The 24,630-nt window shown below is 52.7% G+C and carries 27 protein-coding genes and 3 pseudogenes; 6 read left to right on the top strand and 24 right to left on the bottom strand.

The features are described 5' to 3' along the window. Window positions 1-41: 41 nt before the first annotated feature. From H5P17_RS23785 to H5P17_RS23775, 3 genes are all read right to left on the bottom strand, one after another. Window positions 42-353 (bottom strand): DNA-binding transcriptional regulator, encoded by a 312-nt coding sequence (locus tag H5P17_RS23785; RefSeq protein ID WP_182825576.1) that lies wholly within the window; start codon window positions 351-353, stop codon window positions 42-44. Then, entirely contained in the window at window positions 350-691 is a 342-nt protein-coding gene (locus tag H5P17_RS23780; RefSeq protein WP_182825575.1) for a toxin, read from the bottom strand. Before H5P17_RS23780 ends, H5P17_RS23785 begins: the two co-directional genes overlap by 4 nt. Window positions 692-777: 86 nt before the next feature. Beyond that, complete coding sequence (locus tag H5P17_RS23775) at window positions 778-1,218, bottom strand: dehydrogenase (RefSeq protein ID WP_182825574.1); 441 nt, start codon at window positions 1,216-1,218, stop codon at window positions 778-780. 554 nt (window positions 1,219-1,772) lie between these two features. Between H5P17_RS23775 and H5P17_RS23770 the strand changes: the two genes are divergently transcribed. Continuing rightward, window positions 1,773-2,006 carry a DNA polymerase III subunit theta gene (locus tag H5P17_RS23770; RefSeq protein ID WP_182825573.1) on the top strand — a complete coding sequence of 78 codons (234 nt, stop codon included), beginning with the start codon at window positions 1,773-1,775 and terminating at the stop codon, window positions 2,004-2,006. 60 nt (window positions 2,007-2,066) lie between these two features. On the opposite strand, the gene H5P17_RS23765 is transcribed toward H5P17_RS23770, so the two are convergent. From H5P17_RS23765 to H5P17_RS23740, 6 genes and pseudogenes are all read right to left on the bottom strand, one after another. Next, on the bottom strand, window positions 2,067-2,288 hold the full coding sequence (locus H5P17_RS23765; RefSeq protein WP_182825572.1) for a hypothetical protein: 222 nt from the start codon (window positions 2,286-2,288) through the stop codon (window positions 2,067-2,069). 20 nt (window positions 2,289-2,308) lie between these two features. After that, on the bottom strand, window positions 2,309-2,947 hold the full coding sequence (locus tag H5P17_RS23760; RefSeq protein WP_182825571.1) for an adenylosuccinate synthase: 639 nt from the start codon (window positions 2,945-2,947) through the stop codon (window positions 2,309-2,311). Between the two features lie 2 nt (window positions 2,948-2,949). After that, window positions 2,950-3,681: a plasmid SOS inhibition protein A gene (locus H5P17_RS23755; RefSeq protein WP_182825570.1), complete on the bottom strand. Its 732-nt coding sequence runs from the start codon at window positions 3,679-3,681 to the stop codon at window positions 2,950-2,952. Next, window positions 3,678-4,142 carry a conjugation system SOS inhibitor PsiB gene (gene psiB, locus H5P17_RS23750; RefSeq protein WP_182825569.1) on the bottom strand — a complete coding sequence of 155 codons (465 nt, stop codon included), beginning with the start codon at window positions 4,140-4,142 and terminating at the stop codon, window positions 3,678-3,680. The genes H5P17_RS23755 and psiB overlap by 4 nt, the downstream gene beginning before the upstream one ends. A gap of 1,735 nt (window positions 4,143-5,877) precedes the next feature. Continuing rightward, window positions 5,878-6,114: pseudogene (locus H5P17_RS26840) on the bottom strand (ParB N-terminal domain-containing protein); the annotation flags it as partial. Between the two features lie 224 nt (window positions 6,115-6,338). Continuing rightward, window positions 6,339-6,632 (bottom strand): ribulokinase, encoded by a 294-nt coding sequence (locus tag H5P17_RS23740; protein ID WP_182825567.1) that lies wholly within the window; start codon window positions 6,630-6,632, stop codon window positions 6,339-6,341. 180 nt (window positions 6,633-6,812) lie between these two features. Here H5P17_RS23740 and H5P17_RS23735 point away from each other — a divergent pair, with 180 nt between their 5' ends. Further along, on the top strand, window positions 6,813-6,953 hold the full coding sequence (locus H5P17_RS23735; protein WP_182825566.1) for a hypothetical protein: 141 nt from the start codon (window positions 6,813-6,815) through the stop codon (window positions 6,951-6,953). 881 nt (window positions 6,954-7,834) lie between these two features. Here the strand turns inward: H5P17_RS23735 and H5P17_RS23730 are convergent. The 13 genes from H5P17_RS23730 to H5P17_RS23670 all read right to left on the bottom strand — a co-directional run bounded on the left by H5P17_RS23730 (window position 7,835) and on the right by H5P17_RS23670 (window position 16,652). Next, complete coding sequence (locus tag H5P17_RS23730) at window positions 7,835-8,068, bottom strand: hypothetical protein (RefSeq protein WP_255477988.1); 234 nt, start codon at window positions 8,066-8,068, stop codon at window positions 7,835-7,837. A 57-nt stretch (window positions 8,069-8,125) separates the two neighbouring features. After that, on the bottom strand, window positions 8,126-8,551 hold the full coding sequence (locus H5P17_RS23725; protein WP_182825565.1) for an antirestriction protein: 426 nt from the start codon (window positions 8,549-8,551) through the stop codon (window positions 8,126-8,128). Window positions 8,552-8,967: 416 nt separating this feature from the next. Next, entirely contained in the window at window positions 8,968-9,189 is a 222-nt protein-coding gene (locus H5P17_RS23720) for a hypothetical protein (protein WP_182825564.1), read from the bottom strand. Window positions 9,190-9,205: 16 nt separating this feature from the next. Next, window positions 9,206-9,850 carry a DNA methyltransferase gene (locus H5P17_RS23715; RefSeq protein WP_182825563.1) on the bottom strand — a complete coding sequence of 215 codons (645 nt, stop codon included), beginning with the start codon at window positions 9,848-9,850 and terminating at the stop codon, window positions 9,206-9,208. A gap of 316 nt (window positions 9,851-10,166) precedes the next feature. Next, window positions 10,167-10,472, bottom strand: coding sequence for a hypothetical protein (locus tag H5P17_RS23710; protein WP_182825562.1), 306 nt, complete (start codon window positions 10,470-10,472; stop codon window positions 10,167-10,169). Between the two features lie 364 nt (window positions 10,473-10,836). Further along, window positions 10,837-12,165: a hypothetical protein gene (locus H5P17_RS23705; protein ID WP_182825561.1), complete on the bottom strand. Its 1,329-nt coding sequence runs from the start codon at window positions 12,163-12,165 to the stop codon at window positions 10,837-10,839. Window positions 12,166-12,230: 65 nt separating this feature from the next. Next, window positions 12,231-12,554 carry a hypothetical protein gene (locus H5P17_RS23700; RefSeq protein WP_182825560.1) on the bottom strand — a complete coding sequence of 108 codons (324 nt, stop codon included), beginning with the start codon at window positions 12,552-12,554 and terminating at the stop codon, window positions 12,231-12,233. Further along, complete coding sequence (locus tag H5P17_RS23695; protein ID WP_182825559.1) at window positions 12,551-12,988, bottom strand: hypothetical protein; 438 nt, start codon at window positions 12,986-12,988, stop codon at window positions 12,551-12,553. The genes H5P17_RS23700 and H5P17_RS23695 overlap by 4 nt, the downstream gene beginning before the upstream one ends. Further along, window positions 12,989-14,113: a ParB/RepB/Spo0J family partition protein gene (locus H5P17_RS23690; protein WP_182825558.1), complete on the bottom strand. Its 1,125-nt coding sequence runs from the start codon at window positions 14,111-14,113 to the stop codon at window positions 12,989-12,991. A gap of 4 nt (window positions 14,114-14,117) precedes the next feature. After that, window positions 14,118-14,960 carry a ParA family protein gene (locus tag H5P17_RS23685; RefSeq protein WP_182825557.1) on the bottom strand — a complete coding sequence of 281 codons (843 nt, stop codon included), beginning with the start codon at window positions 14,958-14,960 and terminating at the stop codon, window positions 14,118-14,120. 44 nt (window positions 14,961-15,004) lie between these two features. Beyond that, window positions 15,005-15,346, bottom strand: a complete 342-nt coding sequence (locus H5P17_RS23680) for a hypothetical protein (protein WP_182825556.1) — start codon at window positions 15,344-15,346, stop codon at window positions 15,005-15,007. Window positions 15,347-15,667: 321 nt separating this feature from the next. Beyond that, window positions 15,668-16,459, bottom strand: a complete 792-nt coding sequence (locus H5P17_RS23675; protein WP_182825555.1) for a tyrosine-type recombinase/integrase — start codon at window positions 16,457-16,459, stop codon at window positions 15,668-15,670. Window position 16,460: 1 nt separating this feature from the next. Beyond that, window positions 16,461-16,652, bottom strand: coding sequence for a hypothetical protein (locus H5P17_RS23670; protein ID WP_182825554.1), 192 nt, complete (start codon window positions 16,650-16,652; stop codon window positions 16,461-16,463). A 1,197-nt stretch (window positions 16,653-17,849) separates the two neighbouring features. Between H5P17_RS23670 and vapB the strand changes: the two genes are divergently transcribed. Further along, window positions 17,850-18,080 carry a type II toxin-antitoxin system VapB family antitoxin gene (vapB, locus tag H5P17_RS23665; protein WP_182825553.1) on the top strand — a complete coding sequence of 77 codons (231 nt, stop codon included), beginning with the start codon at window positions 17,850-17,852 and terminating at the stop codon, window positions 18,078-18,080. Beyond that, the gene (locus H5P17_RS23660) at window positions 18,077-18,493 is read left to right on the top strand and encodes a type II toxin-antitoxin system VapC family toxin (protein ID WP_182825552.1); all 417 of its coding nucleotides are present in this window, start codon (window positions 18,077-18,079) and stop codon (window positions 18,491-18,493) included. The genes vapB and H5P17_RS23660 overlap by 4 nt, the downstream gene beginning before the upstream one ends. A gap of 36 nt (window positions 18,494-18,529) precedes the next feature. On the opposite strand, the pseudogene H5P17_RS23655 reads toward H5P17_RS23660, so the two are convergent. Next, window positions 18,530-19,399 (bottom strand): annotated as a pseudogene (locus H5P17_RS23655) (DUF3644 domain-containing protein). Window positions 19,400-19,617: 218 nt separating this feature from the next. Then, window positions 19,618-21,149, bottom strand: a protein-coding gene (locus H5P17_RS23650) for an IS3 family transposase (protein ID WP_182825551.1) whose coding sequence is annotated in 2 segments (ribosomal slippage) — window positions 19,618-20,534 and window positions 20,534-21,149 — 1,533 coding nt in all. Because the reading frame shifts where the segments join, the coding sequence is not laid out codon by codon here. A 162-nt stretch (window positions 21,150-21,311) separates the two neighbouring features. Here H5P17_RS23650 and H5P17_RS23645 point away from each other — a divergent pair. Continuing rightward, the gene (locus tag H5P17_RS23645) at window positions 21,312-24,188 is read left to right on the top strand and encodes an RHS repeat-associated core domain-containing protein (RefSeq protein ID WP_370570056.1); all 2,877 of its coding nucleotides are present in this window, start codon (window positions 21,312-21,314) and stop codon (window positions 24,186-24,188) included. A gap of 262 nt (window positions 24,189-24,450) precedes the next feature. After that, window positions 24,451-24,630 (top strand): annotated as a pseudogene (locus tag H5P17_RS23640) (IS3 family transposase); the annotation flags it as partial.

Genomic DNA, 24,630 nt, shown 5'->3' with positions numbered 1-24,630 from the left:
TCCTTTTTGGTGGCTTAAATCAGCTTTAACGGACGCTGACGCTACAACGTCGCCAGCTCGTTCAACGTTAGCGGGTTCTTATCGACCATTTTGATGAGCAAGACGGCCTGTTTATTGGGTTTCGCTAGCCCCTGCTCCCAGTTCTGCAATGTGGTGACACCGGTATGCAGATACTGCGCAAAAACGGCCTGTGACAGCTTCAGCTTTTCTCGTACTGCTTTCACCTCTGCTGGCGTCATAGATACCGATTTAATGCTTGCGCGGTGAGTACGCAGCGTTTTCTTTCCTTCATTGAACTCGCCCCAGGCATCCATCCCTTCCTGCAATTCGGCAAAAATGTCACGTTCAATCATGATTTACCTCTTTTCTTCGCCTGTTCAAGCATTCCGCGCAACAAATCCTGTTGAGCTTTGGTTAGATCATCTTTCTGGTCTTTGTCGTACAGGGTAAACAACAGGAAATGTGATTTTTCCAGATACCAGTAATAAATCACCCGTATCCCGCCCCGCTTGCCCTTGTTCCGCCTCGAGTCGGCAAAACGTACTTTACGTAACCCCCCGGTATGTTTGATAACATCGCCACACTCCGGGTTTTTCAGCAGCATTTGCTGAAATTCACGAAACTCATCATCGGTGAGGTACTCAGCGCGGTGCCGCTCAAACGGCGGTAACTCGACAAATAATGCGTCCATATCACCTCAAGTTATTATCCTTTACTTGGGGATATTATATCCCCAAGATGGGCACATTTCAACCTTTTGCAAAGCACAAAAGTACTTTATCTATATGAGTTTTCGACTCTCAGAGTAAGGTCCAATCGATACCGCGCATGTTCCACCGCTCTTTCACCAATGGCACCAAACCACTCGCGGGTACATTGCTGTGCTTTGACCCAATATTGGATGATTTCATAATCGAGTTTCGGCTTTTCATCATTTGAGTACACCACCGAACCCCCTGCAGCCCATTCGGCCATTCTCCTGAAGATCTCGTAAAGTGCCTCTTCAAGTGCATCATCCGCCAAAATATTTTCGGCATATGACTCGTTCATGTCTTTCAAATAGACAAGCTCCATATCCAAGGCTCTGATTGCCTCCGGGTACTTCACTCCGGGCTTTTCCCACGGTTCAATATCATCGACCGGACCCAGGTTCACTTCCCCATATCTTTCAGAGTGTTCCTGCGTGGCGGTTTTGACGTTGACGTTTTGTGTGTTCATGCTGGCATCCCTCTTCGGTGGTTGGTTTATCTCTCGTCGGAACCTGGCGCGGCAAAAAGCTGCAGTAGCGACGCGAACGGGGGACAGCAAGGGCGCCGCTTGCGGCGTGTATTTCACCCTTGAGGGCACACGGGCGACGGTGCTACAAAAGCGGCCGCGTAAGGGCTGATGAGGGATAGCCACCGGTGAGATGAGTAGGAACACACCCGACACGGCGACACGCCGGGGCGTCATTAGCGATCGTCGCCCAGGCGTCGAACAGTGAAAGCGGCGCAGGCAACCGCCTGCTGCAAGCGCCTGCCTTGGCCGTTGGCTTTCGGACCCTAGCCGACAGGCCCGAAAGCGCTCGCGGGTTCGGTGAGACTTGTCATCCGCCAGCGGATGGCTAGCCGAGTAGGGCTGATGGGTGGACGCTTGCGGCCGGCCACCGCCCCAGTTCCAGATATTGTCGTTTTTTCTACGGAACCTGGTGCACTGCCGGCAATTGATGCCCCTGCAGCGGCAGTGACCGAGCAACCGGGTATAATGACGGGAATTATCTGGAGGAACCGATCATGTCGTTTAACCTGGCGAACAAAACGAAAGAAGAAATGGACAAGATCTACGTCGACAAAGAGGCTGCCGGTGTCGCATTCAAAGAACGCTATAACCAGCCAGTGATCGCCGAACAAGTAGCCGCCACCCAACCTACTCACCTGCAGGACTATTTTTTCGAAAGACTGAAGATACACCGGGAGTACAGCAAAAACCTGGGCCGCATCGTGCCACAAAACGATGAAAAAAAATGAGGAAGAGGGCCGCGCCGGAAGCAGGCAAGAGAAAGGCGCCGTCAGGCGCCTTGTTGGTTTTTATGCTTTCTCTTTCGGCCCTTTGAAATGTCGGCGGTGTCGCACTGTCTCACCGACATCGATGGCCAGCACGCAAACAATCACGGGAAACGCCCACGATTGCCATGTATCACTGCTACGCGCAAGGACTGGATAGACATCCCGAATGGTCGCCTCCAAAAGCAGGTAAAGTACAAAACCAACCGCGCCCTCGATCCAAATAAATATGCCCTGAATTCGCATGGAGTTAATTTCCCCTCTTGTTAATTCAATATAACCCCATACCGTTCTTGGTAAAGGTGTAGCAGATAACGATCATGGCTGTATTGTTTCAGCTTCTCTTTCTGCTCATTGATTTCTTTCGTCAATCGATTCTGAACCCGATGAGCCTCACGAACCAATGTTTTGGTTTCTTCTGGATCACCGAACCGCACCAGTGCATGAGCCAGCATATCCAACTCGAACCGTAGATCAGCGGTATGCTGCCAAAATGGGGTAATATCTCGACCGCGATATCCCATAACCCTGTAGCAGCAGATATGCCCTGCTTTCAATTTGACATGTCCACGTTTGTTCACCCATAAAAGTCCCCAACCGTGTGGTAAATCATTGATATCAATTAAACCCTCAGGGCAAATATAATACCGATAAGTACCCATGCCCGAAATTGTACCATTACGATGTGGTTTTGCCCGATCGGCGAGAAAGTCAGAACGGCTAACTTTCGACTCAACAACGACCGACCCGCCATCAAAGCCCCAGCGATATCCAAAGGCATCGGCTCGTTCACCTCCATAAAGTCCGCCGACCTCTGTCAAAGCAACCTGACACCCCGGACCATTGGCACTTTCTGGGCGTTTAAGCCATCTTACGGCTACGGCATTCAACTCGTTATGTGTCATCCCTACACCTCATCAAACGGTAATTTGTTCGGTACTAACAGTGAATTGAATACCCGCTCAGCTTCAGACAAATACCCTTCAAACCCCTTCAGCCTTTCCATGACACACCAAAGAGCATCATTCTTGAAGTGCATGAGTTTACTGCCAGCCATGCACGGCCACCGTTCGAACCATGCGAAAAAAACCTCGGTCAGATCGTCTTCGTAAATGTCCTGTTTACTCCAGTACGCATACCACGCCCCAATCGTGGACGGGGTAGAAAATGCCAACTCAACTTCGGCCTGCGCCAATTGGTTCTGATACCGCCGGCGCTTCTGCTGTTCTTCCCGCGATCGCCGGCGATGTTTCCGCTGGGACTGCATATCCCACTTGCGTTCACGCCTTTCGCGGCAAAGTTCGCCATAGGCGGGGAATAGGGTTGCCACTACGTCTCCGGACAACGGCAGCGGACTATACTGGCCACCGCTCTCAATAAGCCTGTCCAGCGCCTCAATATATTGCGCAATCGATGCGCCACCCCGCTCTTCCGGGAAATAGTTGGACGATATTTGGCGGATGTCGTTGGCTCGAATCTGCCCCCGCCCGTTGTTCAGCACTTTGAAGAAGGCTTTGGCATACGGAAATGCTGCGATCCGCTTCCCCTGCTCTTTCTTGCGTTCGACCAGCACCACAGCATGAACGGCGGCTTGCTGGTATTCGTTGACAGGTACCAACGCACGATTACTCGGGATCATACGCAAAGCCCTCCCATACGCAGAGCCGCCGCCAACTGCACCGGCTGGTTAAACCCGCTCCGATAATATTCGCCGACGGTCTTCAGTACCTGATTCACCGTCTCCGGGTCAAAGTTATCGGCAGTATGCAACCAGGCAATACGGTTACCCTGGTTTGTAGACAAACTATCTCCCTGGTACGGAAGCACTGCCGACCATCCCGCGACCTCAGCGCCTGCGCTGCACAGAAATATCGCGGTAACATCGTCACCCTTCGGGCTGATCCGGCATACAACCGGCACCTGACCGCAGAACTCGCACGCCTCTTCGGCGTTAGCCACCCAGCCCTCCGGCAGCGCCAACTCACCGAGCACAACATTATTCAACTGGCGACGCCATTCCCTGCCCCGGTTCCGGTATTCTTCCAAATCGCTCGCACTCATCACGGTTAGCTGCGCAAGGCTCAATTTTTGATTATTCATCCTGTTGCTCTGCCGCCTTGCGGCGGCAGCTCCCTGTCAGTTAGGCGGCAACGTTATCATTGGCGGTGTCATCAATATCGGCAGCATCAGCATTACCGGTGCTTTCATCGCTTTCCTGCTGCGCGTCAACAGATGCCATGCACCCCGGCAACCAGTCACTGTCCTTCAACACCGCCCCGGCAAACTCAGCGGCCTCTTTACGCGTCAATTTCTCCGCATCACGGGCTTTACCGGTTTTGCCCGCATTGTTGAGCGCGTCCACGATTTGCTCTTTACTGATCCGCGAGAAGAAATTTGCGGAAGTAGGTTGCCACCAATCCCCGATTTGGAAGTTCAACGCCTTCTCGACCGGAGCCAGACATTGACTCACGCGCTGTTCAGTAAGGTGGGCGCTAACCCCATCGATCCCCTGAGAGACGCAGTAAGCCAGCAGAGCGAGCACGTCGGCCTGTGACCACGCCAGTAACCATTCGAAGCCTGCAGCCCATTCCTGCGGGAATCGGCTCAACCAGTGTTCGTGCAGCGAAGTTAATTTTTGGTTAGCGAGGCTGCTCTCAATGCCTGCATCTTCGGCTTGTTTCAGGCAGGTGCTGCGCTGGCTCTCCACCGTTGTGTGCATCACACTGGAATAACCTTTACCGAATATACGATTGGCCAGCGTAAAGGTGTGCAGCGCGAGAGCGACAGAAGTGTTCTGCGCCAATGACGCTGAGACCGCCAAGGTACGTTCAGCCGATAGGCTGCTGACCAACGCCTGTGACAACCCGCGTTCTAACGGAGGGGTGCTTTCGTTGGCTTTCTCGCGCTCAGCCTTTTTTTCCTGCTTGATGTCGTCCATCTTCATAACGCCGCGTTGAAGACGGATTTTGCCGTCTTTCAAATAGGCAATCACACCGGCCTTAGCCCGGACATCATCAGCCCAAAGATTTCTTTCAGCGTCTTCATTGATCTCGTCAATACGCGCTTCGATTTGCTCTATACGCGGCGAATGTTCCCATTCATCATCAGCATCAGCGCCCTCGAGCTGGTCTTCCAGACGCTCTTGCTCAGCTTCCAGTTGTTTAATTTCTTCACGCTGTACGTCGGAGAGTTTTGGATATAACCGGATGATAGAAAATGTTTTTTCATCCTCTCCCCAAGAACTCACTTCGTTATAGCGCCCCAGCGCCCATGCCCAGCCTTCGCTTTTCGCTGCTGCGTCTGCAGCCGCCTGCAATTTGGCGATCGCCAGCGTTTCGAGCTGAATGGGATTGGTTAGAATGACACTCTCGGCAAACAGGTCTTCGCGAGTTTCACCGCCTGCGGCCTTGTATTCTTCCAGTCCGACAAACGCCACCAGTTTGCTATCAGCCGCCGCAACTTCGTCAGTCAGCACACTCTCGCGCAGTGCTTTCACTGTCTGGCGGGGTTCGTAGTGCTTGGCGTTATTCCACACCTGAATCTGGCGCTCATGGTCATCGGTCGCGGCTAATGCAGCCAGCTGGTCGAGTGTGATTTTGTCGGTTTTCAGCAGTTCTTGTAGCTGCGGTGCGGCGGTGGTCAACTTGAGGCATTTCTTAACATGCGCGGTGCGGTAGCCGAGAATGGCTGCGATCTGCTCAACCGGCGTCCCTTCTTCTGCCATTTCACGGAAGTTTGCCAGCTGGTCAGCCGGAGTCAGGTTGGAGCGTTGCCCGTTCTCGGCATAAGAAATCGCGCGGGCGTTGTCTTCATCGACCACTTTGACCACAACAGGGAACTCCGGCGTTACAAGAACGCCTGCCGCAGATCGGCCTTGTTCCATGAGCAGATTGAGCGCCAGTCGACGGATTTCACCCGCAGCGACGCCGTAACACCCGTCAGCCATCAGGAAAACGACGAGATTTTGCAGCAACCCCGCACCTTCGATGCTGTTTGCGCGCCCCTCAATGTCAGCCGCCGTCGCAGGAGTTTTACGCGCATTGAGGGAGGTTTTCGCCAACTCCCTGAGCATGACAATCTGTACAGGGGCATTTGCCAGCGTTGCCTCGACAAACTGTGTGACGTCGGCGCTTACTGGCGCGGCTTTGGCGGTGCCCTTTTTCGGGGTTGATTTTGCTTTGGTCGGTGCTTTAGTATCGATGTTAGACATGTGATTTCTCTCCAAAAGTTATTACGGTCAAGCCGGTAAGACGGGCGTCAAATCCGGCGGTATGGAGCAGGGGCAACCCTGCTTTTTTACTTCACTTCGACGATCTGCCAGTGCGTCCAGTTGGCTTCATCACTGGCGGCAACAGGCCAGCCATCCACGACCCAGACGGCCAGCGAATCAAAGTCCCCTTCTGCCAGAACGAAATACTCAGCAAGTGCCGGAACAGAAGGCGGTGCCATCGTGCCGGTAGTACGGCCCCCACAGGCCAACTGCACATGACGAACAAGGTCATACACCTGCGCGTCAGACAGACCACCGTTGTTCAGTGCTGATGCTGCTGTAGGCTTCGTTGTCGCGCCTTTGACGTTTTGTTGAGCCATGTTGAAATCCTCCGTGGGTTGAAATCTGATGCCGCTGTGAGTATTCGCCGTCGCAAGAAAACTGATCCAGCACGGCGATGAGCGGCGGCAAGGGGCGGAGACAAAAAGTTTTTATGACCGTAGGGAGAAAAAAGTTTTTGGTGGAGTTCATTACACCCCTTGCCGTTTAAGCGAGGCGTTGTGCTGTTATCAGTTGCGGCGGGAAGACTGACTGCGGCTAACGCAACCCGGAAGGTTGAACAGGGATCAACCCGACACAGCGGGCGCGACAGCGAACGTTGGGGAGCCCTTAGCGATCGTCGCCAGGGCGACGAACAGTGAAAGCGTTGCAGGCGATAGCCTGCTGAAAGCGCCTGCTCTGGACTTTGGCTTGCAGCCCTGAGCCGAAGGGCCCGAAACCCGTAGGGGTTCGGCGAGACTTGTCAGCCGCGAAAGCGGATGGCTAGCCGAGTAGACTGATGGTCGGGCGCTTGCGGCCGGCCACCGCCCCGGACGTATCGTTTATCGTGATCTATCTGCTATACCGGCAAACCTCGACACATTGGTATCTTCAGATAAGAGGGCGTTTAAGATAAGCTATAAAAACGGGTTGATTTACCTCGGTAACTCCCATTCCAGGCCAGTTCATTTACGATAGTTAACCGCTCTATCCCCGTATTCACCACCGAAGGAGATACTTAGATATGTTAGGTTCTCGCCAGCAAGAACTGGTTGTCAGTGAAACGGACATAGACGCAGCGCTAGCCCATCTCCGGACGCTTCCCTATCGCCCACAGATCCCGATGAGTTGGGATCGTCAGCACTTGCTGGACCTTCTGCGCGAAGCAATAGGCAACCGACCCAAAATTAACGAGTGCCACGATATTGCGCCTGGTATCTTCGCCATCATCCAGCCATGCGGAACAGATCTGCTCTCGCGCGGCGAACCTGATGGTAGGCTCCAGGTTTGGTTACTGGTTCGCTCCGCGGGAACTGATCCGACTCGACTCACTACCCTGCAATGAGAGTTCCCCCATACTCACTTTCCGTCTATCAGCCAGGGTATTGCAGGACCGATAGAGGGGCGGCGCAGCCGCCTGCCCTTTTATCGGCCTGTCACTGCAGGTGACAAGGGGTTTGCGCGCGGATGAAAACGCCGCTGCCGGCTAACTTTTATCTTTGCCCCCAAACGGGCCGATTTCCAACCCGTTGGCCATAGTCCATCAACGCTCGCTGACAATATCCTCAACAATCGCGGTGATATAGTCCCAGTTATACCCAATGCCCGCATCGTGCCGATCGGTGGCCAACTGCATCGCTGCCTCGGTTTCCTCTGGCGTCAACGTGCTATTTATCGACAAAAAATCATCTGGCAGCCAAAAGGTGCCGCAGCATAGGGTTTCCGGGGCATAACCTTGTAACCGTTTGATAAAGTCAGCAATTGTCATCTCGTTCATGATGTGTCCTCAAACCGTTAATAAGGGGCGGCATCGCCGCCCGCATTTGAATTTCAGTCAGTCGAGAGCGCGGCGAATATCGGCACACTCGGGGTGCGTCTCGATGTAGGCCCATAGTTCCTCTTCCCGCTGCATATACAGGTTCACCATCCCGGCGTTGCCCTTGTCATGGTGTAACCAGCATCGGCGGTTGATAACCAATGACGTCAACACGATGCCGGCCGCGTCGCCGCTGAGGGTTTTATCAAACCAGTTGTCTGCATTGATCAGTTGCACCTGATCGATGTCGGGTGCCATGTAACCGCCGCCTTCAGGCAACCGGATGAAATGCCAGAAACCGCCGTTGTACTCGGGCAGATAGCGATCAGCCGTGGCATATACCTGCATTTCGGCCCGCAGGAAATCATCGGCAAACAAGTACGGCAGGAATGACAGACGATCGGATTCACACACGTGCAGCGCGACAGAGTGAGCATGTTGCATGGGACTACCTCCACAGTTTCAGGGTTAGCGACACCGGCCGGTGCCGTACCCATTCGAAAGTCTGGCCTTGAGGGCGGGGCGCAAAGGCGACGCCAAAGACGCAGCGCAAGGCCGTTGCGGGCTGAACGCCCGTAACGGGTGCGAACGTGTGCCGGCGGCGGTTCATCTTCCTTTGCGACACAACCGCGCCGGACTAGCGTTTGGGGACGGCACAGGCCGTTACCACTCAGACGCCGCAGAAGAAAAAGATTTAGAAAGGTGTGGGCAGGCCCAGCCTGCGCCCTTTGCGGCGCCGGCATCGCCGGCAAAGGCCGCGTGGCGGTATGACGGGTGGGCGGCGTTCGACGCGCCGCCGCAACCGGAGGCAAACACCTGGCAACACGGGCAAGTTCCCCTGCCCGCGTGTACCTGGTCACTTAGTCTTTGAAGTGTTGGTCCAGCTCGTTGATGGCTTTGTAGCTCTCAACATAGAGATCATGCACATCCCGTAATATTTGGCCGACCAGGCGTTCGACCAGCACGTCACTATTCCAGAAGTAGCGGCGGGACAGCTCACGAAGCCTGATATGCATTTCGTGCATGTCGTTTGCCAGTGCTGCGACGTCGGCACGCAGCTTTTCATTACCCTGATAGTTCATCGTATTGCCCTCCCCTTTATGCCGCGTGCCGGCTGCGCAACGCCGCCAGACGACGGCAACCCACTGCGTGGTAATCCGGTAACAGCTCGATACCGATATAACGACGCCCGGCCTGAGCCGCCGCAACACAGGTCGAACCCGAACCGCCGAACGGGTCCAGCATAATGGCGCCGGGCTGAGTAAACGACTCAATCAACGGTTGCAGACTGGCTACCGGCTTTTCTGTCGGGTGGTGTCGGTTACCGGTGTACTGCCATGACTGCACATCGCCAAGGGGGTCTGCCGGCAATGGCGGGCGGCCTTTAGCCAGGATGTAGGCATTCTCATGTTGGTAGCCGACAAACGCCGATTTGGATGCGTACTGTTTGGCAAAGACCAGATGACCAACGATGCGAAAACCGGCTTGTTTCCAGGCACTAACAAAAGTATCGACACGGTTCCACCCGTAGAAGCTGACCATCAGGCTATTGGGTTTGAGCACGCGGAACATTTCACGACTGGCCGGCAGTACCCAGTTGCCGTTCATATCATTGGCGATCGAGCGCCCAGAGCGATCGGTAAACCCGACCAAATACGGCGGATCGGTCAAAATGAAATCGACACTGGCGGCAGGAAATGTGGACATGACCTGTACGGAGTCACCCAGGACATAGCGGAACATACGCGTTCCTCGTCTGGCAAGGGACGGCAGGAGGGTGCCAGTACGGCACCCGTTCCCTGCGGCCCGATGTCAGCGCGGCCAGGCATCGCTGCGGGTCAAGCGGACGTGGAATACCGCCGCCGCGCGCGGCAAGGATATGCCGCGAAAGCCGCTTGAAGACGGGACTCCCGTCGTCCCGCCCAAGCCGGGGGATGGCAAGATGTCATCGGGCTGCAGGCCGTTAAGGGAGAATATACAGAGGTATACCAACGGCGAACGCCCGTCTGTTAAATGTCGGAACGGAGCGACATCCTAATCAGGCCGTGGGCAGTAAAAATCAGGTTGGTGTATTCGCCCGCTGATAGTGCTTAAAGGCATACCAGCCGCTGCCGAGGAAAGAAAACATCGATACTGTGACTTGCATAGCCGATGTCAACTCACGGTTGCTCAAGATGAATACCATTATCACGGCAGCCAGTAGCATCCATAAACCACCAAGCCACCACTTGTATCGTTCTCCCAGGTAATTCGTCCAAATGAAAAAGGCGGCAAGTAAACCGCCTAAAATCATCGGAATAACCTGGAAGGGAAGCGTCAACAGGTTAATACCCATTAACAGCGTTACTGCCAGAAATTGCCACATTGTCCGCTGATTCTTCATGCCTCTTTTTTACCCCAACTTCCCAAATTGATGAGCACGCTTATAACCAGCACAGGGACGGTAATCAGCAAGAAACCGAACACTATTGTGCCAAAGCCCATCAGTGGGTAGTAAAGAAGATTAAACACGCTACCCTATTGAATACCCGGATGCAAACCCAGGGAAACTAAAGCCGATTGGCTCATCATTCCCAGCCCAGTCAAACCACAGAGTATCAATGCAGACCGCCAAAACCCGACCAGAGCAATCACGCTCGGCTTCTGGTAATTATGGCCATCGAGCGCCACTTTACGTACCACACGCATTACTATGTTTTTGAACATTCAAACCTCATGTCATTGAAGTGCTATTTCAAATGCGGGATTCGACCATACAAATACCGGGTGAAGGCATCAGGTTTTGTGGCCGGTTCTGGCCAAGACGGTGGATCTTTAACTAACAGGCCCAACGTTGACATACCTTCATGTTGCTTGGCCTTGCGCTCAACATAATCGTCATCGGCGTAGCCCATTGTTTCAACCACAAGCTCCGTGGTTCTCATCCTCCCTGGGTGCGTTACGGTCAATATGAAGTCAGGGAGTGCGAATCCTTCCTCCTGATCGAAGTTCACCTTGATATCGAAAAGAGGCTTATTCAGGGCTATTTCATAACCCGAACTCTGCAGCCATTTACCGGCTGTTATTACGGATGTGACCGTTGTCCGCTCAAGGTTGCTGTCGACCGGTACCGGGCAGGTATAGTCGAAGAGTGCATGCGCATACGCATCGCGGCATACCACGGTGCCAGCGTCATTACGCTGGTACATCAGGATCACCCAATATTTACCACGATGGCCATCGACCTCACCGTTGATGCTTACACGCTTTTCTGGCTGGAATACCGTGGGCCCATATTGATTTGAAAACACCACTTCATCCTGAGTCACATGCTCAGAGAAAAGGATTTGGTAAAACGTTCGTGCGCGTCCTGCAGGCCAGGGTTTACCGTTGGTTTCCAACGCCTGCATACGTTCTTCAAGCCGGTTTTGTTTAACCCAAGGGTCAAAGAAGACAATTTCACTGAGTGGCCGCCCCTGGGCAAAGTGCTCAAGTTCTGTGACCAACTTCACCGCATTGAGCGACTGGGTCTTCGTTCTTGCCGGCTGAGGATAAACCGGAGTTATGCGGTTTAATTCGGCTGCGTCGATCAGGGTCAGCAACAGGCGTGCAAGCGCGGGCACTCGGCGCCGACTGATTTTGTCAGTACTGGGGTTATCCTTATTTGTCGGCGCCGAAATACGCGCACCATGATCGTCTCGCGGCAGGAAAGACCGAAAATCAATACGCATGACACCGGCGTTGCGTCGGCTGCCGCGAGGCCCGGTATTGTCATCGTCTCGTTTTGACCGATGCAATGGACAATCTGCGCGGTGTTCTCCGCTGAAGTTCACGAGGAATATTGAGCCATCAAGATTCCTGGCCGTGTTAAGCGGCCGCTCTTCTGAGGTGGTTTTGCAATCGCATGCCAGCCACAAATCCTGATCACGCATGGATCTGAGTACCGTTTCAGCTATTTGCTTTTCAGCCAGCGAATGCACTCTTCCCAAGCCACATACATTGCCTACTGCACGGACTTCCTCTGCAGATAACTCACGGAATAACCGCCCACGAGGCGCTCTCTTCGTTACCAGTTTCACACGGACCTCCTTTTACGCTCTACTTATCCTCGTTACAGTTTCGCATGCGAAACTTTCAAATTGGCTTACCCTCGGTGGTGTAGCTGCAGAACGGCAGGAGTTAACCGATAGAACGGTATCGACCAGGGGCCGTTACGCAAACTCGAAAGAAACGGGTTCTCAGCTTTAGTATCCCAGTAAAGGATCTCTATGATCCCCTGTTCTTCAAGTCGTCGAGCGACAGCCGCTATGTTTGTTTCTGCAATGCCTGTTAGCAACACGACTTCACGTTTATCCAGCTCCGTCTTGCCCTGATCATAGGCATCGAGCAAACAGGCCAGTACGGCACCGGCATAAGTACGGCGTCCGGTTTTAGACAAGGCTTCTTCTACTTCTGTAAATGTCTTCATCGCCGATTTTTCCTGTCGTGGTATCTCGCAGCATTTTCAGTGGCCGCGCAGATCCACCCTGCAGCGATATCCTTATCCATTCCTACCGGCAAAGCCTCCAGTACCGGCTCAAGCATTTCGGTATTGAGCGCCATGACAAACAGCGCCGCGAATGCGGCCCACTCAGCGGGTGTCCCTGGGTGCCATTCATCTGCGAGCAATAGGGTCATAGCGCTCTGCATAGCCCATCGTGGGGTGTTATTGTTCTTACCCCACTCATTGAGTGTATTTCCGGGCAAAGGTCGTACACGGTCACGCAAGAAGCCATGTTGAATGGCTGTTGCAACAAGGACGTCTGCCGCCTCGGCAGACGTCAAAGTGGTACGCATAACCCATGTTTTAACAATGACAGATAAAAACTGATCGGCCTGGCCAGCAAACAACGCTTTGCTCATTTAGACCTCTTTGATACCAAGGATTGAGATGTCGGTAGCATCGACACACATCTCACCGATCGGCAACTCGACCCATAATTGGCCGAACTCTTCAGGAACTCGATCCGTTAGCAAGAAACCCTCGCAGTCTTCGAACTTAACCAATACCCGCGTAACCTTAGCCGGAGAACTGGCTTTTCCGGCCTGTTCAGCGGAAAGTTGCTCGCGACCGCCCTCCCGAGATTGCTGCGTAACCTGAGGCTGTGGAGTACCGGTGCTACCCGAGCCAGCCGGAACTCCAGAAAGCTGCTCTGTCGTGTTACCCGCTTTTCCTGTTTCTGAGTTGCCGGGCTGTTGAGTGCCTTTCTGCGGTCTGCCTTTGAGAACGTTCAGCTCTTTTATCGCGGCTTGACGTGTCAGTTTCCCATCACGCACCATCTTGGTCAGCTTCTCAACGCTATCAGGATTTACATCGTTGATCTGACACAACGTATAGGCCAGGTCTACGTCTTTGGTGACCTTATCCTTTAATAGTGCGATGACCGCAGGCGGTGCATCAATCAGACGCATATGCTTACTGATGAAAGCCTTAGGTTTACCCAGTATGCGGGCCATCCCTTCCTGAGTTTCCCCGTGTATATCCCGAAGCGCCTGCAGCTGCATTGCTGTTGCCAAAGGTTTCAGACCGGACTGGTGCAAGTTTTCGATCAGCTGGCCATAGATACGTTTTTTTTCGTTTTCTGGCGGTGGGCCGACATAGATGTCGATAAAAGTATCACCCTTTGCCTTAGCTGAACGCCAACGCGTTTCCCCCATCCAAATGCGATACCCACGCTTGTCCCGTGGGAAACAGCGAGGTGGCGACAAAATGCCAAAATCCACGTAGGTCTGTTTCATGCCGTCAATGACGACCTCTTCAAAATCCTCTTCCGGACGCACCTGCGCGAGCGCATAAACTTCGTCTATTGGCACACGAATAATCTGCCCTGCAGGCTCTTGTTCTGGTCTGTTGACCTTCAGCTCCTGCTGGTTGAGGTTTTCATGCGGCAGCTCCAATTCGCGTTCTGGAGTCGATGTCTCAGCCTGAGTTTGCAGGGCTGAGTTTTCGCGTCTTTTCCGCATAGCATCTTTAAAGTTCTTGGCCATCGAATCAGCCCCCCGTCCGTGCAATGATGGTATCAACCAGCGCGTCGTAACGTGCCACGAGTGGACTGCCTGGGGCGTATTCTTTCATGGTCAAATTAAGCTCGATCGCCTCGCGCACTTTGGTTTGAACATAAGGGATGATCTCCAACAGATGTTCAGAACCAAAACCGTTTTCTTCCAGAATTTCCAATATCATCTTCAGGTTTTCGGTATCGACGGTCGCATAGCGCCCTTCCAGTACGTCTTTTTTATAGTTGGCCACCGTTGCCTGAGTGACGACAACCCCCAAAAGTTTCAACTCTGGGTTATAGCGTTCTTTGATTTTTTTCAAAGTCCGCAGATGCTTTTCCGCGCCGAGCCTGGATGTCTTCTCAAGCAGCGTCGGAACCAACAAATAGTCAGCAACAAGGTGGTTGGCCATCAGCAAGTTTGACCAAACCGGTGATGAGTCGATTAGGATAAAATCAAACTGTTCGCGCAGCTCAGCAAAGCGCGTTTGGAAGTCATAGATACAATCGGAGTTACGGTTGTTAATATCGTTCAGCTCCTCCGTCGCCCCCATAAATCCTCGTCCGTCGGACAGTCGTAGCGGCTCAAAAGGCTCTTCACCATAGATACGGTTAACATGTGCCACACCGGGAGTCAGAATCCGTCCGGACGGGTTGGCATCGATTTCCAGCGGTAGTCCATCGGGAAACTGCCGTGAGGTCAGCGCACTCATCCAGTCTCCGTCAATGGCACAGGTCCGATAGCTACGGCGCTGCAGTTCAGCGGCGATTTCGGTCGTGGCGAAGGTTTTGCCAATGCCCCCTTTCTGGGAACAAATCGTGATTACTTTTGCAGCCATCTTATGATTCCTCTTCAAAAGTTTCGCATGCGAAACTGAGACAATTATTCGCTGCGGCCTGCGCGATTGTTTTGTTGTTCTCTACGCTGTTTACCTGCAGCAACGAATTCCACCAAGGTGGCCTGGAAGCGATAACCATGATGGTTAACTCCATCGGTTTCATACATGGTGTTTGTGATCGTGAAGTCCACAGACTCAGTATCCCCGACCAGGCAATTTTCGGTAATGTGCTTAGCAACAGAGTCAAAAGCGATGAATTCGAGCTTGGTCTGATTCCCACCACGTTTTCTCAGTTCCGCTTCTGCGAAACGGCAATACTGGGTGTCGTCTTTAACGACCATGACGGGCTGGGTAATTAGTCGGCCAACTAGTGCATTGTGTTGCATGGCATTCTCCTGTGAGCATGGCTTTTCGTCGGGAGTTCAATGGCGGTCTTCCGCCATCAGTCCAATGATAATAACACCCACAAATAGAAATATCAATACAGATATTATAACTTATGAAAATGATGGTTCATGCATTATGCGGCAAGCGCTAAGGGAGAGAAAAAACAGGAATGTCAGTTTCGCATGCGAAATCAGCATCGCCTTAACGCTGGCCTCTCGATGGGCTGACCAAAGAGGTTTTGCATGCGAAACTTAATACGGACCGCCGTCAGGTCAACGAAATCTGTTCGTTGGCATTCCGCGGTAAACAAGCGTAGCGCGTTAGCTCTTAGCAACAAGGGCATGGGTAGCGCGGACCATCTCGAGGGCATCCTGTGCGGGCAGCGAAAATTGAACACGGTGACTGGCAACCATATCGAGCGCAAATACCTTGGTATAAACCTCCGTACTTTCAGGCTTTTCGTGGCCTAACAGTGCCTGCAACACTTTCAACGGTGTTCCCTGATAAAGCATATGCATTGCGTAGCTGTGACGAAAAACATGTGGGGTCAACGGTAGACTAAATCGCACACCATCTCGCCAGGCACGCTCCTGCGCCTTCGTCAGCCAGTTACGCACAGTTCGATCACTCACTTGCCAAATAGGTAAGGGGGTTCGTTCACCGCTCTCGGGATTGATATCGAATTGTTCTTTGGTGCTGGCAAACAGTCGACGTAGCTCGTCAACAAATAACGGATCAGTAAGGGGCACGATACGATGCGCCGACTTACCTTTCTTCGGCCGCCCAGGGCCAGCACGTCGCTGTTTAGCAGTGCGGTAGATAACATGGGGCATGGTCACATTAAGACGAAAATCTCTGCGACATACTGCCAATGCTTCATTGATGCGCGGCCCGGTATTCCACAGCAAATTGATAAACGCATGCTGCGACCATTCCTCAACATAATGAAGCTGTGCGGCGACTTCCGGCGCCAACAGGTATTTTGGAAGGTCATGATACGTCATAGCCATCTGACGCAATTCTAAGGCGCGCTGGTAGTCTTGAGGCGCTATCATCTGTGACGATGGAATGACGCTCCCAGCAGAAGGGTAATGGATCAGAAGTTTGCTCATATTACTTTAGGTTTTGCCACGCCGCTGCGGTTCTGATTTTTGCGATTTCTTGCCGGCATAGCGACGCGAGATCTTCATCCTGCTGCCATTCAGCAAAGTTCAGGATCGCGTGAACCAGATTGCTTTTAATCGTTAACTCATCAATGTTATCATATCCCAGCAAGGCAAATGCTTCCTGTAACCGAGTCGTCATTGCAATACCTCATCATAGTTTCGCATGCGAAACTCTGTCATTTCAGCATGTTCAGCTGAATTGGCTATAGAGCGAAATGGACAGCCCCGTGATTGAAATTGCCCCCCAAGTTTGTGCCAATCCAGGTAAATAGCGAACATTCCAGCACAAAACACACAAAATCCAATAACAGGCACTGACACAAGGCCTCCTCGAATGACTTCTATTATCAGGTTGGTTTCGCATGCGAAACTGCCATGCACCGGCTACCGTACATAGCAAATGTCATAAGCATCAGTATGGCCACTATCGACCCAATAATAACGACTATCCCTGGAAAGCCTCTCTTGATCCCCCAGAACAAAGTGACCGCGAAAACCGCAAATTCACCGCTAAACATTGCCATTAACATGAATCGTCTCCTGTTGTAATCGTCAACTTCCTATGTACGATCTGATTACAGGTATCCCTGACAGTTTCGCATGCGAAACCTTCAACCAACCATTATGTTCACAATCACCACAAGGGAGGGTTAGTGGACAACACAGCAGCAAGCCCGGCTATAGAAAAAATAACGCTTGCCATAGCTGCCAGGGAAATTCCCCTCCGGAATAGCAGAAAAAGGGAGAGGACTAAACTGATCCCAAATATTACAACAAATGCGATTGCCATCAAGATTTCTCCTTTGAGTATTATGGATCACGCTACGTGAAAACTGTCGACTGACACCCCTGAAAGTTTTCCAGATTTCACGTAGCGCAATGTGCCTCTTTTTCACCCAAAAATCCGTCTTTGTGCGCCGGCGCGTTCGCCCTGGGGTAAATTATCGCCGCCGGGCGGGCAGGGCGCACGTAAAATAATTCGTGGCGGTGATCGGTCAGCCAATCCATTTTCTTTCCGACTTCTGGAAATATACCAGAACTCGGAAGAAAATAATCGACACCGGCCCGCACTGCGGGGCAGGGGGATTTGCCTAAAACACAACATGCAGTACCCATTACCACCAATAACCACTGCATCTTGCGTTTTTGGGGTAGGGCGGGGGCCTTGCCGGAAATGCCAGAAAACGGATCTGTCCGTGGAAATGAAAGAAACCATATAGGTATGACATATTCATACCCCAGACATATGCATAGTCTTGCCCTATACATATGCACTGTATCGGCATATACTAAACCTATGCTGATGAGCCATGAGGCTATAAACCAGGAGGACATCATGCGAACCGTATCGATTTTTAAAAACGGCAACAACCGTGCCATCCGTCTGCCCCGCGATCTGGATTTTGAGGGGGTGAGTGAACTCGAGATCGTTCGGGAAGGGGACAATATCATCCTGCGCCCCGTCCGGCCGACCTGGGGCTCATTCACCCAGCTGGAAAAGGCCGATCCGGACTTTATGGCGGAGCGTGCGGACGTGGTCAGCGACGAAGGGCGATTTGACCTGTGAACAAGACCTATATGCTCGACACCAACATCTGTTCGTTCATCATGCGCGAGCAGCCGGAAGCCGTGATCAAACGTCTGGAGCAGGCGGTACTGCGTAACCACCGCATCGTGGTCTCGGCCATCACCTACGCGGAAATGCGCTTCGGGGCGGTTGGTAAGAAGGCCTCACCGCGCCACGCGCAGCTGGTCGACGCCTTCTGCGCACGCCTCGATGCCATACTGCCCTGGGACCGGGCCGCCGCGGACGCGACCACCGAGATCAAGGCCGCCATGGCCGCGGCCGGGACACCGATCGGCCTGAACGATACGGCGATCGCCGGTCACGCCATTGCCACCGGCGCCATACTGGTGACGAATAATACGCGGGAATTTGCGCGGGTACCGGGCCTGACGCTCGAGAACTGGGTGAAGTAGGCGGAGGGCCGCCGCCACATCACGCCCGGCCGGTGATTACAACGGGCCGGGGTGTTTATTTTTGAGGGTGTAAAGCCGGTCAAACTCCGCAAAAGGCTCCCCTGTTTCGGCGGCATGTCGCAGTTTTACCTCCAAAAGGTCGGGCAGAGCGATCCCGTGACAGAGTGAATGATAAAGATCGTAACCGCTGACACAAATGACCCGTTTCCCTTTACCAAAGGCCTTCAGGCGTAAACCCCATCCAGCTGATAAACACGCCGCGTGCCCAGGTCGCTTTGGTGCTGAGTTTTCCTTCAAAGAGGTGAAGATCGGCCGCAGGCGTCTTGTTCTGATGCCACTTTGCCTCCATCAGGTAAAATTCATCATTCAGCCGAAAGCTGCCGTCAATCTGTTCTCCTGTGTTACGAAATAACGAGCGTGGAGCCAGCTTAAAAGCGCACTGAACAGTTCAGCAAGCCAGGTTTCAAACCGGAACCCCCGCGGATGCGGGGCCAGTGTTTTCATCGCATGCATGTCGGCGATAAGTGATGGCCAGTCAATCCCGTGCCATACCGGGACTGGTTTGACGCCCTTGGAGATGTCAGCATCACTATTTTCCAGCCGGGAAATCAATGCCAGATAGTCATTACGGCTGCGTTCAGCCTGCTCAGGCAGGGATTCGATTTTATATTGCCAGAGGGCGTTGAGCACCCTCAGGGCGGTCTCACGATCGACCTGTTTCAGTAAGCTTCTGACGCGTTTGGCTTTCGAGGTTCCCTCCTCCTGATAGCGTTCGTCATCAATATCGATGTTCAATTCTTCATCAAAAAAACCAGACAACTTGCGATTAGAGAAATCCAGTATCCAGCCTGGATCACTTTCAAAGACGAGATTAAACAGTCTTAGATCCTGTATTTTCAGTTTCACGCAAGCCTCCTGTTTTTTCTCAGTATAACGGGATGAAAGTGCCCGTGGTACTGCGTCAGAATCTTTGTGCCGGCAATGACATAGTAGTGGTCAACCAAAGCCATCAAAAAATATAACCAATTGTTTTATTTAAAATAATAAGTTTGTGCGCACCAAGGTTGTAACGACTCAATAGTAATGTCCGCCTGGGGGGGCGGATGTTTTCTTGGACTCTTTTACTATACGATCCCGAGTTGCCGACGGTACATTTCCGGGCTGAGTGCACCCAGCGATAGTTTAATACGCCGTTCGTTATACCATCGGATGTAAGTATCTACATGCTGCATGAAGTTTTCAGGTGTTATGCCTGACCATTCACGACCATGATACATTTCAGTTTTTAACCTGCCGAAGAACCCTTCGCATGCCGCATTATCTGGCGAACATCCTTTACGGGACATTGAGCGGATAAGACCTGCTGCATTCACCCGCTCCAGCCAGCCTGACCAGCGATAATGACCACCTCTGTCGCTATGTATAACTGGTTGTTCACCCGCATTTAATGTGCTGATAGCACTTTCCAGCATGGTGTTGGCCAGTTCAGCGTCAGGGCGGGTACTGAGCGACCAGCTCACCACTTTTCCATCGAAGCAGTCCACCACCGGCGACAGCCAGACTTTACCTGCCGGGAGCTGGAACTCAGTAATATCTGTCAGCCATTTCTGATTGGGCTTCGCCGCTTTAAAATCTCTGGCGAGAAGATTGTCAGGGGCCGGGCCGATTTCTCCACAGTACGAACTGTAGCGGCGCCGACGGTTTCGACTGACCACAAGCTGTTCCTCCACCATAAGTCTGCGTACAACCTTCTCTGAGAGTCGCTGGCCTTTGTGCCGTAGCATAGCGTGCAGACGGCGATAGCCATAACAACGATAGTTACCGTTGAAGATCTCTGTCATCGCGATACGTACGGTCGCGTATTTATCTCCCGAGCGCAGTGCTGTCCGGTGGTAAAAAAAGCTGCTCCGGGCAAGTACAAGGACTCGCAGCAGCTCTGTCAACGGATGCAAGCCTCTCAGGACATCAGCGATCTGCGTCTTTTCCCTGTTTGTCAGAGTGCTGACGCTGATGCCCGGGTCTTTTTTTATGATTTCCTCCGCTTAATCAGGATATCAAGCTCCATCTGCTGTCGACGTATCTCCTGATTAAGTCGGTTAACTTCACCGCGCAGCGCGTCGTACTCCTCCGTAAGAGACGGCTTTTCATGTTTGCGCATGGGCTGGTAAGCCTCATCGCCGATGATTTCATCTTTCCATTTGTACAATACCGTGCGACTAACACTAATGTTCCGGGCGATTTCACTGGCAGGTACATGTCGTGTACAAAGCGCTATGACAGCCTGACGTTTCAACTCAGGTTCAAAAGGTGCATTTTGATTGATCGTACTGGTGAAAATAAGCCGTCTGTCGGGATGACGTTCATTAACCCAGCGAGCCAGTACATCACAGCAGGGATAGCCAAGAGTCCTGCTGGTAAACGCCAGGCAGCAGCCGTAGTTAAGATAATGTTCAACAGCAGCCTGCTTTTGCACATCAGAGTAACGGAGTTTACGACGTATGACTTCTGTAGCACCGTCACTCGCTTCCCATAAACGGATCCCGCGTCGCAGATTTCTTTTCGAGGGGTAACCCAGTTCACGAACCACGGGAGCCAGTTTTCTGCCGTATTTAAAGTAAAGTTCAATTGCGCGGAGCCGTTCTGCTTCGGTAAACATTATTTATCTCCTGAGAGTCCAGGAAATCGTCCGCACCCCCAAATGGCTTAGCGTGTGTTATTGCAGAAATAACCGCGGAACCCCATCCAGGCGAAATTATCCTGATTGCTGTATGATTTTCTTTGCAACCTAACTGGCTGCATACATAAACAGGAGAATACCATGAGCACATCGTTGTTCAGCAAAACCCCGACGGTCACGGTCCTCGACAACCGCGGCCTGACCGTGCGCGATATCGCGTACCACCGCCATCCCGGCTCCCCGGACGTTACCAGTGAGCGCATCACCCGCCATCAGTACGATGCCCGCGGCTTTCTGACGCAGAGCGCAGACCCGCGCCTGCACGACGCCGGACTAGCGAACTTCAGCCACCAGACCGACCTGTCCGGCAACGCTCTGCGTTCACAGAGTGTGGATAACGGCATCACAGTGGTACTCAACGATGCCTCAGGCCGACCTTTTTTAGCGGTCAGCAATATCAGCACCGCTGACGACGGCACGGAGGAGCGAGGCCAGGCGGTTACCCGTACCTGGCAGTATGAGGCCGCAACACTGCCGGGCCGCCCGGTGAGCATTACGGAACAGGTCACCGGCGAAACCGCCCGCGTCACGGAGTGCTTCGTCTATGCCGGTAACTCTGCTGAGGAGAAGGCGCTGAACCTCGCCGGCCAGTGCGTCAGTCATTACGATACAGCCGGCCTGATGCAGACCAACAGTGTGGCGCTGACCGGCATGCCGCTTTCCGTCATCCGCCGCCTGCTGAAGGACGCGGACAACCCGGAGACCGTGGCCAACTGGCAGGGTACCGACGCCTCAGCATGGAACGACCTGCTCGCCGATGAGAGTGAGCGGCATACCACCCTGACCACCGCGGACGCCACCGGGGCGGTGCTGACCACCACCGATGCAAAACGCAACCAGCAGCGCGTGGCGTACGATGTGGCAGGCCTGCTGTCGGGCAGCTGGCTGACGGTGAAAGATGGTTCGGAGCAGGTTATCGTGAAGTCCCTGTCGTACTCTGCCGCCGGGCAGAAGCTGCGCGAAGAGCATGGCAACGGCGTAGTGACCACGTACGCATACGAGCCGGAGACGCAGCGCCTGGTCGGGATTAAAACGGAACGTCCCGCCGGACATGCATCTGGCGCAAAGGTACTGCAGGATCTGCGCTACGACTACGACCTGGTGGGCAACGTGCTGAAAGTCAGCAATGATGCGGAAGAGACCCGCTTCTGGCGCAATCAGAAAGTAGTGCCTGAGAACGTGTACGTCTATGACAGCCTGTACCAGCTGGTCAGCACCACCGGACGCGAGATGGCAAACGCAGGACTGCAGAGCAGCAGCTTACCGTCCGCCACTTTCCTTCCCACAGACAGCCCTGCGTATACAAACTATACCCACATCTATACCTACGACGAAGCCGGCAACCTGACACGAATCAGGCACAGCGCACCGGCGACAAACAACAATTACACAACGGCCATCACCATAAGCGACAGCAGCAACCGGGGCGTGCTGAGCTCGCTGACAGAAAAACCGGCAGACGTGGACGCGCTGTTCACGGCGGGTGGGCAGCAGACACAGCTGCAGCCGGGTCAGAGTATGACCTGGACGACGCGCAACGAGCTGCTGAAGGTGACGCCGGTGGTACGTGACGGCAGTACGGATGACGGCGAGAGCTACCGCTATGACGCAGGCGGTCAGCGTATCCTGAAGATCAGCGTGCAGAATACCGGTAGCTGCGTGCAGGCACAGCGGGCACTGTACCTGCCGGGGCTGGAGCTGAGGAGTACGAAAAACGGGGATACCGAAATAGAATGCTTGCAGGTTATCACCGTGGGTGAGGCCGGCCGAGCACTGGTGCGGGTACTGCACTGGGAGAGCGGAAAGCCGAATGGCATCAACAATGGACAGGTGCGTTACAGTTACGATAACCTTATTGGCAGTAGCGGTCTGGAGGTTGACGGCGAGGGGCAGGTCATCAGCATGGAGGAATACTATCCGTATGGTGGTTCGGCTATCTTGACGGCGCGCAGCCAGGTAGAGGCAGGTTATAAAACTGTGCGCTACTCGGGCAAAGAGCGGGATGCGACAGGATTGTATTACTACGGTTATCGTTATTATCAGCCGTGGGCGGGCCGGTGGCTGAGTGCGGACCCGGCGGGCGTGGTGGACGGCCTGAACCTGTTCAGAATGGTGAGAAATAATCCGATAAGATATTCAGATAAAAAAGGTATGACCGCAACGGAATATAATCTCTACAGCAGCAATAGCAAAAATACTGTTGTTTATCGTGTTGAACCTTTAGATTTCAATGAGAACTTCACACATACGTTTATTGAAAAAGATAACGCACGCATATATTACCCTCCCGCCCCAGCCAGCGGTACAATACATCATAGCTCATCCGAAGGAGAAAAAAATTCTGTTAGCTATGAGACAATCGCGGGAAAAGGTTATGTAAAAAAACTATCTTACGAAGAAAAGAAAATGTTTAACACTGGATTAAGTGTTGATTTAAGTTTTATTGAAGGAAAAATCACCCCTTCAGGAAAGCAAGGCTTAAGCTATTATGAATATAGTAGGAATTACCTGGCAAATAACAGAGGTCAGCCTCTTGGCACTATGGGATGGCTGGGGTTTAATTCACCAAGTAGGGCGAATGATTTTTATAATCAGAAAATGAAAAATGAGGGTGATAAATTGACCTTTGTTGTGAAAAGCTTTGAAATTCCTTCTGGCGTTTATAAAGCAATTGCTGAAACAGCAATTACTGAAGACATTAGGTCAAGCGATCGTACGGCGCCGATTAATGTTGATATCGTTGCAGCAGGACAATTAGGCTTACAAAGCCATCACCTTGATTTGATTAATAGATTTGCGATTAATGGAAGCGCGAAAATCTATCAAGGCGATGAAGTAAACCAACTGAGGACTACAGAGTCGTTTCAGTCAGGTTCAAGAGTAAAATATTCACCTATACGTAATAGTGAATCAACGAGATACTCAAGAGTTAAGTTTACTAACTCACTACGACAATAGGGTAATGCCTTCCGTCGATAGCGTTTCCTGATAACATGTCGCTATTAGGTTCGTAAACACACGCTGACGACACCTTACGTTGCAGCGTGAGACGAGGTTTTTGGCCTAATGGGAGCGAAGCTGCAAAATGCGACATTTCACTTAGACAACCCCGATCGCTGCAGCGATCGGGGTTGGGAGCAAACTTGCAAACGGAAAACATCCCACACTGAACCGCCCCGGGTTTCTTGGAGACTAAACTCTCAGTAAAGGAGACCCAACTATGTCATCGAAACGTTATCCCCCCGAACTGCGCGAACGCGCAGTCAGAATGTTGCTGGAGCAACGCAGCGCGTACAAATCAGAACACGAAGCCGTTCAAGCCATCGCCCCGAAAATCGGCTGCCATGGCGACACCCTGCGAGCCTGGCTCCGTCAACATGAAAGGGATACCGGGGGCGGT

The organism is Serratia sp. OS31 (genome assembly GCF_014164835.1).
GTDB lineage: Bacteria > Pseudomonadota > Gammaproteobacteria > Enterobacterales > Enterobacteriaceae > Serratia > Serratia liquefaciens_A.
Note: the sequence above shows the minus strand (reverse complement) of the source record. Positions and strands in the feature narration are given on the sequence as shown.

What these genes read in the sequence shown, in the direction of transcription:
- H5P17_RS23785 (WP_182825576.1), bottom strand. Translation starts at nt 353, where the DNA reads ATGATTGAACGTGACATTTTTGCCGAATTGCAGGAAGGGATGGATGCC.
- H5P17_RS23780 (WP_182825575.1), bottom strand. Translation starts at nt 691, where the DNA reads ATGGACGCATTATTTGTCGAGTTACCGCCGTTTGAGCGGCACCGCGCT.
- H5P17_RS23775 (WP_182825574.1), bottom strand. Translation starts at nt 1,218, where the DNA reads ATGAACACACAAAACGTCAACGTCAAAACCGCCACGCAGGAACACTCT.
- H5P17_RS23770 (WP_182825573.1), top strand. Translation starts at nt 1,773, where the DNA reads ATGTCGTTTAACCTGGCGAACAAAACGAAAGAAGAAATGGACAAGATC.
- H5P17_RS23765 (WP_182825572.1), bottom strand. Translation starts at nt 2,288, where the DNA reads ATGCGAATTCAGGGCATATTTATTTGGATCGAGGGCGCGGTTGGTTTT.
- H5P17_RS23760 (WP_182825571.1), bottom strand. Translation starts at nt 2,947, where the DNA reads ATGACACATAACGAGTTGAATGCCGTAGCCGTAAGATGGCTTAAACGC.
- H5P17_RS23755 (WP_182825570.1), bottom strand. Translation starts at nt 3,681, where the DNA reads ATGATCCCGAGTAATCGTGCGTTGGTACCTGTCAACGAATACCAGCAA.
- psiB (WP_182825569.1), bottom strand. Translation starts at nt 4,142, where the DNA reads ATGAATAATCAAAAATTGAGCCTTGCGCAGCTAACCGTGATGAGTGCG.
- H5P17_RS23740 (WP_182825567.1), bottom strand. Translation starts at nt 6,632, where the DNA reads ATGGCTCAACAAAACGTCAAAGGCGCGACAACGAAGCCTACAGCAGCA.
- H5P17_RS23730 (WP_255477988.1), bottom strand. Translation starts at nt 8,068, where the DNA reads ATGAACGAGATGACAATTGCTGACTTTATCAAACGGTTACAAGGTTAT.
- H5P17_RS23725 (WP_182825565.1), bottom strand. Translation starts at nt 8,551, where the DNA reads ATGCAACATGCTCACTCTGTCGCGCTGCACGTGTGTGAATCCGATCGT.
- H5P17_RS23720 (WP_182825564.1), bottom strand. Translation starts at nt 9,189, where the DNA reads ATGAACTATCAGGGTAATGAAAAGCTGCGTGCCGACGTCGCAGCACTG.
- H5P17_RS23715 (WP_182825563.1), bottom strand. Translation starts at nt 9,850, where the DNA reads ATGTTCCGCTATGTCCTGGGTGACTCCGTACAGGTCATGTCCACATTT.
- H5P17_RS23710 (WP_182825562.1), bottom strand. Translation starts at nt 10,472, where the DNA reads ATGTGGCAATTTCTGGCAGTAACGCTGTTAATGGGTATTAACCTGTTG.
- H5P17_RS23700 (WP_182825560.1), bottom strand. Translation starts at nt 12,554, where the DNA reads ATGAAGACATTTACAGAAGTAGAAGAAGCCTTGTCTAAAACCGGACGC.
- H5P17_RS23695 (WP_182825559.1), bottom strand. Translation starts at nt 12,988, where the DNA reads ATGAGCAAAGCGTTGTTTGCTGGCCAGGCCGATCAGTTTTTATCTGTC.
- H5P17_RS23690 (WP_182825558.1), bottom strand. Translation starts at nt 14,113, where the DNA reads ATGGCCAAGAACTTTAAAGATGCTATGCGGAAAAGACGCGAAAACTCA.
- H5P17_RS23685 (WP_182825557.1), bottom strand. Translation starts at nt 14,960, where the DNA reads ATGGCTGCAAAAGTAATCACGATTTGTTCCCAGAAAGGGGGCATTGGC.
- H5P17_RS23680 (WP_182825556.1), bottom strand. Translation starts at nt 15,346, where the DNA reads ATGCAACACAATGCACTAGTTGGCCGACTAATTACCCAGCCCGTCATG.
- H5P17_RS23675 (WP_182825555.1), bottom strand. Translation starts at nt 16,459, where the DNA reads ATGAGCAAACTTCTGATCCATTACCCTTCTGCTGGGAGCGTCATTCCA.
- H5P17_RS23670 (WP_182825554.1), bottom strand. Translation starts at nt 16,652, where the DNA reads ATGACGACTCGGTTACAGGAAGCATTTGCCTTGCTGGGATATGATAAC.
- vapB (WP_182825553.1), top strand. Translation starts at nt 17,850, where the DNA reads ATGCGAACCGTATCGATTTTTAAAAACGGCAACAACCGTGCCATCCGT.
- H5P17_RS23645 (WP_370570056.1), top strand. Translation starts at nt 21,312, where the DNA reads ATGAGCACATCGTTGTTCAGCAAAACCCCGACGGTCACGGTCCTCGAC.